The following is a 12,030-nucleotide window of genomic DNA, read 5'->3' on the forward strand; positions in this document are numbered from 1 at the left end:
GCGGAGAACGTATCTGCCGCATATACTCGCCGTGTGTTGGGTGTTACTCACGGCGCAGCTCCGAGAGGCACTACCGATTCTGCCGAGGCCATTGTTGGGTCTCTGTCGGTTGTGCGCGGGGCTTTTTTCATGTCGATCCACCCGGGAATCACATGTAATCAAATCTCTTGCCAACGGGCATCGCGCGCTGCGCAGGCGCGAGCGGAATCGCGCGTCTTGACGCTGTGGAACCCCACGGGCTTTTAGTTGGAAGAGAAGGGATTCGACATGGCTGTCGATAACAAGAAGATTGCCGAGGATGTGCTCGCTGCCGTAGGCGGCGCCTCCAATGTGACGAACGCGACGCACTGCATGACCCGCCTGCGTCTGAACCTTAAGGATCAGTCCATCCCCAATGACGATGAAGTTAAGAAGATCAAGGGCGTATTAGGTGCCCAGTGGTCTGGCGGCCAGTATCAGGTCATCATCGGCCAGAACGTGCCGAAGGTCTATGACGCCGCCATTGCGTTGGGCGTTAAGGGTGAAGGCTCCATTGACGAGAACCTCGATGGCGGCGCCAAGGAGCCGCTGACGCTTAAGACCGCGGGCGGGAAGGCCCTCAACTACCTGTCCAAGACCATGGTCATGACGATCCCCATCATCATGGGCGCCGCCATGTTCCGCACCATTGCCGTGCTTTGCGGTGACGGCATGCTCGGTATCTGGTCTGCCGATTCCGACATCTACAACTTCTTCTACAACTGGATTTACAACGCCGGTTATTACTTCCTTCCCATTTATTTGGGTTGGGCTGCTGCGAAGCAGCTTGGCTGCAGCCAGCCGCTCGGCATGATGCTCGGCGGTGTGCTCATTGCTCCTGAGTTCATGACGATGGTCAACGCTGCAGCGGATTCGGGCGTAACGACCACCATGGTCTACGGAGTGCTGCCGGCCCAGCTGAACAACTATTCCTCCACCGTGCTCCCCATGGTTCTGTCCATGCCGGTACTCATGGTCGTCGAGAAGTTCATGAAGAAGATCATTCCTGACATGCTCTCTACGGTGTTTGTGCCCGTGTGCACCCTGGCCGTCATGGTTCCCGTGTCGCTGTGCGCTCTGGCTCCGATCGGCTCTATCTTGGGTAGCGTGGTTGGCAACTTCATGTTCGGCCTTGGCAACGCCGGCGGCATCGTCACGATCCTCTCCCTCGTCGCCATTGCCGCGCTTTGGGAATTCCTGGTTATGACCGGTATGCACCACGTCCTGCTTACCCTTGGTATTGTGCAGGTGCTCACGATGGGATCTGACTCCTGCGTTATGGTTGCGGCCGGTATCGCTCAGTTCGCTACGTGGGGCATGGCCTTCGGTGCCTTCCTGCGCCTTAAGGAGACCGATGAAAAGGGCGCCATGCTTGGTTTCTCGCTCTCCGGCATTGTCGGTGGCGTGACGGAGCCCGCACTGTATGGCTGCGGCTTTAAGTACACCCGCTGTCTGGGTGCCATGGTTGCCGGCGGTGCTCTCGGTGGCCTGATCGCAGCTCTTACTAATGTGACGCTGTATGTTCTGGGCGCGTCCAATATTCTGTGCGTCACCGGTTTTGTTGCCGGCGGAACCGCAAATCTCGTCTGGGGATGCGTTGCGTGCGGCGTCGCAGTTGTTGCCGCCGCCGCCATCGCCTACCTCTTTGGCTTTACCAAGGAGCAGCTCGAGGAAGATGCTACTGCCGCTAAGGCTTAAGGCATCTGTTTGGGCAGGATAATTACCTAGGGCACTTGGTTGCACTCCAAGTGCCCTTTTCCATAGATTGGAGTCGTTATGAAGCAATTGCTTATTCGCGCCGATGATATCGGATATTCGTACGCCGTCGACCTGGGGATTGCTCGTAGCGTCAACGAGGGCCTGGTGCGCTCGGCGGGCCTTATGCCAAATATGCCCGAGGCCGAGCGTGGGTGGTCGCTCGTGGCGGATGCCGATATTGCGGTGGGCCAGCATACCAACGTGTGCCTGGGCAACCCGTGTGCCGACCCGGCGCTCATTCCGAGCATGCTCAACGAGAACGGCGAGTTCCATAGCAGCCGTACCTTCCGCGAGCACTTTAAGCGTGGCGAGGAACTGATTGACTTCGACGAGGCCTGCATCGAGATTCGTGCGCAGCATGACCGCTTTGTCGAGATTGTGGGTCGCGAGCCCGACTACTTTGAAGCCCATGCCGTCATGAGCAAAAACCTTAACCGAGCGATCTCGGCGGTTGCCCAGGAGCTGGGCCTTAAGGAGCAAAAGGCGAGCTTCGACCCCACGGCGGTGGTGCGTTGCGGAGATACCGACCTGCGCGCGGTAATGCATTCAATGAAGCCAGACTATGAGCCTAAAGAAGCAATCATGCAGACGGTTCGCGAGATGTCCGACGGCGAGACGGTCGTCTTTGTGTGTCACCCGGGCTATCTCGATCGTTTTATCCTCGAGAACAGCTCGCTTACGACCGATCGTACCAAGGAGGTCGATGCGCTGATCGATCCTGAACTGCGCGCTTGGCTCGAGTCTCAACCCGATCTTCGCCTGGTCGACTACCGCGACCTGTAAGGGCCCAAACCACCGCAAAGGGGACAGGCACCTTTGTGGTGGTTCTGGCGCCGTTGACATTATGGCGGCGGCGCCTTTTTTGTCCGTGCGGCGCGGTAGAGTGTAGGCGGTTGAAATTTGCGTCCATCGAGGAGCTGCTATGAATGAGATCAAGTGCCCGCATTGTGGCGAAGTCTTTAAGGTCGATGCATCCGGCTATGCGGATATCGTCAAGCAGGTGCGCGATGCCGAGTTCTCGCGCGACCTGGACGAGCGTGTGAAGGCAGTCCAGCGCGAGGGCGAGCAGGCGTTGGAACTTGAGCGCTCACACTCGACGGCTGCTTTGCAAAAGGCAGAGTCTCAGCGCAATGCTCAGCTTGTCGAGCAGAAGAATGCTGCAGCTCAGCAGCTGGCGCAAGAGCTCGCCAAGCGCGATGCGGAGCTTGCCGAGCTGCACGCTAAGCTCGAGAGCGCTGCCGCAGAGCGCGAGAGCGCAAGCCAGCGCGCGGCGGTTGAGGCCCGTGCCGGCGCTCAAAAGGAGAACGCCGAGCTCCAACGTGAAATCGACAACTTGCGTGCGCAGCTGGAGCGCAAAGATGACGAAGCCAAGCTCGTCGAGTCGGCGGCACGCAATGCTGCTCAAAACGATTTAGCTGCACGTGATGCTCAGATTGCCGAGCTGCGCGCCAGGCTTGCCGCGGCGGACAAGGCCCAGGAGATGGCGCTTGCCGCTGCCGCGGCAGAGTCGCAGCGTGAGCTCGATGCCGCTCGCGGCGAGGCCGAGCGCGCGCTTGCTGACTATCGCACGAAGGTACAAGAGAAGTTTTCCGCCGCAAAGGCACAGTCTGAGCAAGAGGCCGAGGGCCTGCGTGCCCAGCTGCGCGAGCAGGAACTGATGGCAAAAATGAACCTGTCGGAGGCGGTCGCCGCGGCGGAGCGAGAGCGCGATGAGGCGCGTGCCAAACTGACGAGCGAGCTGGCGGTGCGCGATTCTCGCGAGGAGCAGGCCAAGGCGGCACATGAGCTCGAGCTTGCGCAGGCCAAGCGCGCGAGCGATGACCTGATTCGCTACAAGGATGAAGAGATTGAACGCCTTAAGGACATGAAGGTCCGCCTGTCCACCAAGATGGTGGGCGAGTCGCTCGAGCAGCACTGCGAGACCGAGTTTAACCGTCTGCGCATGACGGCGTTTCCTAACGCGTATTTCGAGAAAGATAACGATGCGTCCGAGGGTACCAAGGGCGACTTTATCTTCCGCGAGTGCGACGCGAGCGGCAACGAGGTCATTTCGATTATGTTCGAGATGAAAAACGAGAACGACGAGACTGCGACCAAGCATAAAAACGAGGACTTCTTTAAGAAACTCGATCACGATCGTTGCCAGAAAGGCTGCGAGTATGCGGTGCTCTGCACGCTGCTCGAGCCCGAGAGCGAGCTCTATAACGCAGGGATAGTCGACGTGAGCTATCGCTACGAGAAGATGTACGTGATTCGCCCACAGTTTTTCATTCCCATGATTACACTTCTTCGCAACGCCGCCATGGGTTCGCTGCGCTATAAGCAGGAGCTGGCGGAGTACAAACAGCAGAATATCGACGTCACGAACTTCGAAGCCAAGATGGAAAAGTTCAAGAATGATTTCGGTCGCAACTACGAGATCGCGAGCCGCAAGTTCCAAACGGCGATCGATGAGATCGACAAGACGATTAGCCATCTGCAGAAAACCAAGGAGGCGTTGCTGTCCTCCGAGAACAATCTACGCTTGGCAAACAAGAAGGCCGAGGGTTTGACCATCAAACGCCTCACACGCGGTAATCCTACTATGAAGGCGGCGTTTGACGAGGTGGAGACCATGCGAAAGGACGGCGAAGCCTAGTTTTTTCAACGCCGCTATGCAGCTTTGGGGTGCGGGGGAGCAGTCTTCATGTCCCAAAAATATGACAAAACAACCCATGGACTTCTGCTGTGTTCTGGACCGTGTCGTGCGCGATACGGTCCTTTTTTTTGTGTGCTGGTTTCGACACTTTAACGTTAGGTAATTGTTTCTAAATTGCTTCGCAATGTGAGGGGAATCCTCATTTGATTTGCGGTCGATTATCACTTTTAACAGGGAGAATCTCAGCTGCCATTAGAGAAGCCTTCGGTTTGTCAGGGGGGGATTTAATGTGCGCGCACCTTGGTGTGAGCGATAACCTTGCTGCCGACAAATGATATGAGAATGGAAGCACTTATGCCGTTTGCGGCCGTTTTTGACCGTTCATGAGCGCCAAACGGTCAAAAAACGCAGGCTAATGCCGTTCACGGAATACATACGGTCGATTCCTTTCTTTCACGCCCGCGTCAATTTCTAGCATTTCAGTCATTGAACGCCATGGGAGTCGACACCTGTGTCCAACAAACGATCAATGATGGAAAGGAGACCGCTTGCATGGAAACAACCGCAACAGCTCCAACTGATCGCGCACTTGCGATCAAAAAGAAGAAGGCGCTCGACGCAAGCTTCTTCAAGAAAGGCATCGCTATCGCGGCGCTCTCCAGCATAATGTACGCGCTGTACACTGCCTTCGTTACTGGTGGTCAGCTCTTTGGCGTCTGGGGCAATTGGTTTGGTGCGCTCGCATCTACCAGCCTGGTCGTCGTCTTCATCCTGCCTACGATTGCCTCGGGCATCAACGATACCCTGAGCGCCATCTGGGCCACGCTCGTTACCCTCAAGCAGGGCAAGATCGCCGACCTGGGTCGCTGCATCGCCTCCAAGCCCGGTCGCATCGTGATCCTTGCTGCCTTCATCGGCGGCCCCATTGCCTCTGCTGCCTACGTTATCGCGCTTTCTCAGGCCGGCACCCTTGCCGTGCCCATCGCGGCTCTAAACCCCGCAATCGGCGCAATCCTCTCTCGCATCCTCTACAAGCAGCCGCTTGGCCCCCGTGTTATCGCGGGTATCGTGATCTGCGTCATCGCAGGTGTCATGATCGGAAGCACCGGCCTCACCGGCGAGGCTGCACCGGGTATGGCACTTGGTCTGGGCCTGGCTCTTCTCGCCGCCCTGTGCTGGGGTATCGAAGGCTGCGTGGGCGGCTACGCCACCTGCATGATCGACTCGCAGATCGCCATCAATATCCGTCAGCTCGTCTCCGGCATCGGCAACCTGATCATCGTTCTGCCGATCCTCACCCTCGTGTGCGGTGGCACCCTTGCCCAGAGCTACACCTATGTTGCCCAGGCGCTCACCGACGGCCCCTCCGTCATCTTCTTCGCCGTCTCCGGCGCCGCCGCCTACCTCTCCTTCATGAGTTGGTACCGCGCCAACGCTATGTGCGGCACCGCCCTGGGTATGGCCATCAACGGTACCTACACCTTCACCGCTCCGCTTGCCACTTGGATCATCCTCGGCCTGGTCATGGGCTTTGACGGCTATGCGCTGGCTCCCATCGCCTGGGTCGCTGCCATCGTTAACCTTATCGGCATCTTCTTGATCGCCGTGAACCCGATGGACCTCTTGAAGAAGGATGGTGAGTAACGTGCTGCCTTTGAACTACGCCATGCTCAAGTACTTTACCTGTCATGACGAGGCTTGCGCCGACGACGTCATGGAGGTCCTCAAGGGTGAGTACTCCTCGTTTAGCGCTTTCACCAAGCCCAAGATGCAGGAGGCCCTGATGACCGCCGAGAAGAACGGTCTGATCAGCGAGTCCCGCTTTGACCTGGACGGTGCGGGTGAGGTCCGTGTCTACTACAGCGCTGACCAAGAGCAGCGCGGCACCATCAATTCCTACATCAAATAGGAAAGGAGCTACCCCATGCGCTATACCGGCGAAGAGGCTATCGGCCTCATTGAGACCCTCGGCATGGTTCCGGCTCTGGAAGCCGCCGACAAGATGCTCAAGGCGGGCGACTGCGAGCTCGTGAGCTACGAGAACGTTGGCTCCACGCTCGTCACCGTCATCGTCAAGGGCGATGTCGCTGCATGCGAGGCCGCTGTCAAGGCAGGCGTCGAGGCCGCATCGGCTATCGGCAAGGTCACGGCGCAAAACGTCATGAAGCGCCCCGTTCCGCCTATTGGCGATGTTGTTTCCGTCCACGACGTAGATTTTTAGGAGGTCCTGATGTCTGAAAGCAAAGGCAACGCATTCGGTGCCATCGAGACCTTCGGCCTCGTGTGGGTTCTTGAGGCGGGCGACGCCATGTGCAAAGCCGGCGATGTGAACCTGATCGGTTACGAGAACACCGCATCCGGTTATATTTCCATCCTCGTCGAGGGTGATGTCTCGGCTGTCGAGGCGGCTGTCCATGCGGGTGTCGAGGCCGTCGAGGCCCTGGGCGCCGAGGTCTACAGCTCGGTTGTCATCCCGCGCCCGCACCCCGACCTGAAGAAGATCACCGACCGCTACCGTCTCGAGAACCTGCTTCCCTACTAAGGAGGTGTGCCATGTCCCTTGTTGACACCGATCTTCGCTCCGTTCAGGAGGCGCGCATCCTGCTGGAGCACGCCGAGGAGTCGAGGGAAGTCCTCGAGGGTTTGCCCGGCACGCTTGTTGACGGTTTTTTGCAGGCCCTGCGCGAGCAGTTGCTGCCCAATGCCGCTTCGTATGCCCAGCTGGCAGTAGCCGAAAGCGATTACGGCAACGCTGAGGACGAGCAGACGCTTATCGAGTGGGTGCTCACCGAGCTTCTGGACGATGTATACGCCCAGGCGCCCACGCAAGAGCTCTACTCGCGCAGCACCACGCATTCCGTCGAGGTGGGCATCTCTAAGGGTACGGTCGTCTCGCTTCTGCCCGACTGGCTGTGCATCCCCACGATGCTTTCGCAGCTCGTGTGTGCCGTTGCGTCCAAGAGTCCGATCATCTTCTCGGCTCGTCAGCGCACGCATGCCACTTGCAAAGCCGTGATCGAGGACGTGCGCAATATTGCCGTCGAGTGCCACTATCCGTTCGACGCTCTCACGTATCTGGAGCTCTATGCCCCCGAGGGCGAGGAGTGGCTGGCAGCGCAGCCGGCCGTTCGCGTGCTGATCGACTCTCGCGAGTGCGAGCATATCCACGTGACCGATGCTACGGGCAAGGATGTGTACTGCGCTTCCATTGGCAACAACCCGGTCTTTGTGGAGCAAACCGCAGACCTGGCCCTGTGCGCCGAGGAGGTTGTGTACGGCAAATCGTTTTGCTATGGCATGCTACCCGGCGCCGAACAGTCGGTTGTGGTCGAGCAAGCCGTGGACGAAGCCTTTAAGACCGAGCTCAAGCACCGTGGCTGCTACTTCCTCTCCGACGAGGAGTGCCAGCGTCTCTATCACGTGTGCTTTCGCGAGGACGGACGCACCTACCGCGAGCTCATCGGCAAATCGGCGTGCGATTTGGCCCGCCGTGCCGATATCGCGGTACCCGCCTCCACGCGCGTGCTTGTGGCGGAGAAGCCCTATGTCTCCGAGCGCAGCTACTTCTCGCGTACCAAGTACGGCCCCGTGTTGTCCTACTACGTGGAGGAGAACTGGCGCGATGCCTGCGAGAAGTGCATCGAGCTGATCTTGAACAGCGGCTCAGGAAACGCGCTTTCGATTTTCTCGCGTGATGGCGAAGTCGTTCGCCAGTTTGTGCTCAAAAAGCCGGTGGGACGCATCCTCGTGAATGTGGGTACCGGCATGGGCGCCACCGGCTGCCGCTCCACGCTGCCCAAGACCCTCACTGTTACCGGCTGGGAAAGCGCGACCACCTCGAATCTGGGCGTGACCTATCGCGACTTTATCCGCCGGCGCCAGGTTGGGTGCAGCCTCGAGTCTTCTGACCTCTCTCTTCTCGAGGAAGCCGGACTCAATCGGGTGCCGGATCGGAAGATCGCCGCACATAAGACTGAACAGCAGCCGGCAGCCGACGTTGCCCCACAGGACAACGAATGGTTTGCCAGCCTGCTTAAAAACATGATCGATTAGAAGAAAAGGAGTACCGATGGATATTCAAGAGTTTGCCAAGCAACTGTCCGATGCCACCAAGGACATGAGCGAAGAGCAGCGCGCCAATGTCCGCGCGATGTTCAGCAAGGTCGCCGACCAGCTTGATCGTCCGCTGGAAAGCGCTGCTGTCCACGCCGAGTGCACCGAGGTGCCCAACGGCCCCACCGAGCGCCATGTTCGCCTGAAGCAGAACTTTCTCAAGCAGGTGCCCTCCATCACCACCTTCCGTGCCCGCGCCGTCACCGAGTTCACCCGCAAGAACCCGGGTATGCCCAAGATCGAGCTGCGCGCCAAGTGCTTCCGCTATTGCTGCGAGACCGCCCCGCTGATCATCCAGGACGACGAGCTTATCGTCGGTAACCCCACGGGTGCTCCGCGCGCTGGCGCCTTCTCGCCCGATATCGCCTGGCGTTGGCTGCGCGATGAGCTCGATACCATCGGCACGCGCGCTCAGGACCCCTTCTACATCTCCGAAGAGGACAAGAAATACATGCGCGAGGAGCTCTTCCCGTTCTGGGAGGGCAAGTCGCTCGACGAGGTCTGCGAGGATCAGTACCGCGAGTGCGGCGGCTGGGAGCTCTCCGGTGAGTCCTTTGTCTCCGACTGCTCCTATCACCAGGTAAACGGCGGCGGCGACTCCAACCCCGGCTACGACGTCATCCTGATGAAGAAGGGCATGCAGGACATCCAGGACGAGGCTCGCGAGCACCTCAAGCATCTCGACTACGCAAACCCCGAGGACTTGGACAAGATTTACTTCTACAAGTCCGTTATCGACACCACCGAGGGCGTTATGATCTACGCCCGTCGTCTGTCCGACTTCGCCTGCCAGAAGGCCCAGGAGTGCAGCGATCCCAAGCGCCGCGCCGAGCTTCTGCAGATCTGCGAGAATCTTAAGAACGTGCCTGCTCACAAGCCGCGCACCTTCTGGGAGGCCGTGCAGTCCGTATGGGTTGTCGAGAGCCTGCTGCCGGTTGAGGAGAACCAGACCGGTATGTCCATCGGCCGCGTCGACCAGTATATGTATCCCTTCTACAAGGCCGACAAAGAGGCTGGCCACCTGACCGACTATCAGGCCTTCGATATCGCCGGCTGCATGCTCATCAAGATGAGCGAGATGATGTGGGCTACCTCCGAGGACGCTTCTAAGTTCTTCGCTGGATACCAGCCGTTCGTCAACATGACGCTCGGCGGCGTGACCCGCTCCGGTGCCGATGCCACCAACGACCTTACCTACCTGCTGATGGACGCCGTACGTCACGTCAAGATCTACCAGCCTTCCCTGGCTTGCCGTATTCACAACAAGAGCCCCGAGAAGTACCTGCGTAAGATCGTGGACGTCGTTCGCTCCGGCATGGGCTTCCCCGCCTGCCACTTTGACGACACACACATCAAGATGATGCTCGCCAAGGGCGTCTCCGTCGAGGATGCGCGCGACTACTGCATGATGGGCTGCGTCGAGCCGCAGAAGTCCGGCCGCCTGTATCAGTGGACTTCCACCTCCTACACCCAGTGGCCGATCGCTATCGAACTCACACTCAACCATGGCGTGCCCCTGTGGTATGGCAAGCAGGTTACCCCCGATCTGGGCGACCTCGATCAGTTCCACACCTTTGAGGAGTTCGAGGCTGCGGTCAAGAGCACCATCTACTACATCACCAAGTGGACGAGCGTCATGACGGTGATTTCGCAGCGCGTGCACCGCGACATGGCTCCCAAGCCCCTCATGTCCATCATGTTCGAGGGCTGCATGGAGTCTGGTAAGGATGTCTCTGCCGGTGGCGCTATGTACAACTTCGGACCGGGCGTTGTGTGGAGCGGTCTGGCCACTTACGCCGACTCCATGGCTGCCATCAAGAAGCTCGTCTTCGATGACCACAAGTACACACTGTGCGAGCTCAACGAGGGCCTCAAGGCCGATTTCGTGGGCTACGAGAGGATGCGCCAGGACTGCCTGGACGCTCCCAAGTACGGTAACGACGACGACTACGCCGATCAGTTCGTGGCAGACATCGTCTACTTCACCGAGCACATTCACAGCCAGTTCAAGACCCTGTATTCGCGCCTGTCCCACGGCACGCTGTCCATCTCCAACAACACCCCGTTTGGCCAGATGACCGGCGCTTCTGCCAACGGCCGTAAGGCTTGGACGCCGCTGTCCGATGGCATCAGCCCCACCCAGGGTGCCGACCACAACGGTCCTACCGCCATCATCAAGTCGGTCTCCAAGATGAGCAACGACAGCATGAACATCGGCATGGTGCACAACTTCAAGCTCATGGCCGGCCTGCTGGATACCCCCGAGGGAGAAAACGGCCTGGTCACGCTTCTGCGCACGGCCTGCATGTATGGCAACGGCGAGATGCAGTTCAACTACCTGGATAACCAGACGCTGCTCGACGCCCAGGCTCACCCCGAGGAGCATCGCGACCTTGTGGTTCGCGTCGCCGGCTACAGCGCGTTCTTCGTCGAGCTGTGCAAGGACGTTCAGGACGAGATCATCAGCCGCACGATGCTGACCAAGCTCTAAGCACGTAACCACTCAAGCCCAAATGGGCGCAACCCCAACGGAAAGGAGGACGCACATGAGCGAGCAGCTGGAAGAGAGCCTCGAGCGCCGCGCGCGCATCTTCAATACGCAGAAGTACAACATGTACGACGGCCCGGGCATTCGCTCCATCGCGTTCTTCAAGGGATGCCCTCTGCGCTGCAAGTGGTGCTCCAATCCCGAGAGTCAGCATCGTGGTTTTGAGGTCATGTTCAAGCAGACTGCTTGCGTGAACTGCGGGGCGTGCGTCGAGGCGTGCCCCGCAGGGGTTCACCGGCTCGTCAATGGCGAGCATGTGGTGGACCGCACCAAGCAGTGCCTGGGCTGCGGCGCCTGCGAGAAGGCCTGCCTGCAAAAGGCGCTTTCCATCATGGGCGAGGACCGCAAGATCTGCGACCTAGTTTCGTTCATGGACCAGGATGCGGACTTCTACCGTATGTCCGGCGGCGGCGTGACCCTGGGCGGCGGTGAGGTCTTGGCACAGCCCGAGGCCGCCCGCGCCCTGCTTGCGGCCTGCAAGGACCGCGGCTACCACACGGCGATCGAGACATGCGGCTACACCAAGACCGAGACGATTCTTGATATCGCGCGCTACGTTGACTTGTTCTTGTTCGACATCAAACAGATGGACCCGGTCAAGCACAAGCAGTGGACCGGCGTGAACAACGAGCAGATTCTCGCCAACATCCGCGCCCTGCTGGAAAACGGCTTTAACGTGCGCGTGCGCATGCCGCTGCTTCACGGGGTGAACGACGACAAGGCCGAGATAGACGCCATGATCGAGTTCTTCACTCCGTATCGCTACCAGAAGAACCTCGACGGCGTGGACCTGCTCCCGTACCACAAGCTGGGCGTGGGCAAGTACGCGCAGCTTGGTCGCGACTACGAGATCGAAGGCGACCCGTCGCTTTCCGAGGACGACCTCAACCGCATCGAGGGCTGGGTCTCCGAGGCGGACTTCAAGGTCAGCCTCGTTCGGCACTAGGGGTGGGGC

At 59.1% G+C, this 12,030-nt stretch carries 10 protein-coding genes; all 10 read left to right on the plus strand.

The window, feature by feature from the left end; genetic code table 11:
* The first annotated feature begins 267 nt into the window (after positions 1-267).
* The 10 genes from GT495_RS01010 to cutD all read left to right on the plus strand — a co-directional run bounded on the left by GT495_RS01010 (position 268) and on the right by cutD (position 12,021).
* The gene (locus GT495_RS01010; protein ID WP_161161720.1) at positions 268-1,716 is read left to right on the plus strand and encodes a PTS transporter subunit EIIC; all 1,449 of its coding nucleotides are present in this window, start codon (positions 268-270) and stop codon (positions 1,714-1,716) included.
* 78 nt (positions 1,717-1,794) lie between these two features.
* Positions 1,795-2,559 carry a ChbG/HpnK family deacetylase gene (locus tag GT495_RS01015; protein ID WP_161161719.1) on the plus strand — a complete coding sequence of 255 codons (765 nt, stop codon included), beginning with the start codon at positions 1,795-1,797 and terminating at the stop codon, positions 2,557-2,559.
* Positions 2,560-2,698: 139 nt separating this feature from the next.
* Positions 2,699-4,414 (plus strand): DUF2130 domain-containing protein, encoded by a 1,716-nt coding sequence (locus GT495_RS01020; RefSeq protein ID WP_161161718.1) that lies wholly within the window; start codon positions 2,699-2,701, stop codon positions 4,412-4,414.
* Between the two features lie 552 nt (positions 4,415-4,966).
* Entirely contained in the window at positions 4,967-6,058 is a 1,092-nt protein-coding gene (locus GT495_RS01025) for a hypothetical protein (RefSeq protein ID WP_152074322.1), read from the plus strand.
* A 1-nt stretch (position 6,059) separates the two neighbouring features.
* Positions 6,060-6,323, plus strand: a complete 264-nt coding sequence (locus tag GT495_RS01030; RefSeq protein ID WP_161161717.1) for a hypothetical protein — start codon at positions 6,060-6,062, stop codon at positions 6,321-6,323.
* Between the two features lie 15 nt (positions 6,324-6,338).
* Complete coding sequence (locus tag GT495_RS01035; protein ID WP_022387079.1) at positions 6,339-6,635, plus strand: BMC domain-containing protein; 297 nt, start codon at positions 6,339-6,341, stop codon at positions 6,633-6,635.
* 9 nt (positions 6,636-6,644) lie between these two features.
* On the plus strand, positions 6,645-6,956 hold the full coding sequence (locus tag GT495_RS01040; protein WP_022387080.1) for a BMC domain-containing protein: 312 nt from the start codon (positions 6,645-6,647) through the stop codon (positions 6,954-6,956).
* Positions 6,957-6,967: 11 nt separating this feature from the next.
* A complete protein-coding gene (locus GT495_RS01045) occupies positions 6,968-8,467 on the plus strand; it encodes an aldehyde dehydrogenase (protein WP_161161716.1) in 1,500 nt (499 codons plus the stop codon).
* Positions 8,468-8,483: 16 nt separating this feature from the next.
* Entirely contained in the window at positions 8,484-11,018 is a 2,535-nt protein-coding gene (gene cutC / locus GT495_RS01050) for a choline trimethylamine-lyase (protein ID WP_161161715.1), read from the plus strand.
* Positions 11,019-11,073: 55 nt separating this feature from the next.
* Positions 11,074-12,021, plus strand: coding sequence for a choline TMA-lyase-activating enzyme (gene cutD, locus GT495_RS01055; RefSeq protein WP_161161714.1), 948 nt, complete (start codon positions 11,074-11,076; stop codon positions 12,019-12,021).
* Positions 12,022-12,030 lie beyond the last annotated feature (9 nt).

Source organism: Collinsella sp. BIOML-A6, assembly GCF_009875845.1.
Classification (GTDB): domain Bacteria; phylum Actinomycetota; class Coriobacteriia; order Coriobacteriales; family Coriobacteriaceae; genus Collinsella; species Collinsella aerofaciens_H.

Bases quoted from the DNA above. Each gene is read 5' to 3' on its own strand.
- GT495_RS01010 (WP_161161720.1), top strand. From the start codon at position 268: ATGGCTGTCGATAACAAGAAGATTGCCGAGGATGTGCTCGCTGCCGTA.
- GT495_RS01015 (WP_161161719.1), top strand. From the start codon at position 1,795: ATGAAGCAATTGCTTATTCGCGCCGATGATATCGGATATTCGTACGCC.
- GT495_RS01020 (WP_161161718.1), top strand. From the start codon at position 2,699: ATGAATGAGATCAAGTGCCCGCATTGTGGCGAAGTCTTTAAGGTCGAT.
- GT495_RS01025 (WP_152074322.1), top strand. From the start codon at position 4,967: ATGGAAACAACCGCAACAGCTCCAACTGATCGCGCACTTGCGATCAAA.
- GT495_RS01035 (WP_022387079.1), top strand. From the start codon at position 6,339: ATGCGCTATACCGGCGAAGAGGCTATCGGCCTCATTGAGACCCTCGGC.
- GT495_RS01040 (WP_022387080.1), top strand. From the start codon at position 6,645: ATGTCTGAAAGCAAAGGCAACGCATTCGGTGCCATCGAGACCTTCGGC.
- GT495_RS01045 (WP_161161716.1), top strand. From the start codon at position 6,968: ATGTCCCTTGTTGACACCGATCTTCGCTCCGTTCAGGAGGCGCGCATC.
- cutC (WP_161161715.1), top strand. From the start codon at position 8,484: ATGGATATTCAAGAGTTTGCCAAGCAACTGTCCGATGCCACCAAGGAC.
- cutD (WP_161161714.1), top strand. From the start codon at position 11,074: ATGAGCGAGCAGCTGGAAGAGAGCCTCGAGCGCCGCGCGCGCATCTTC.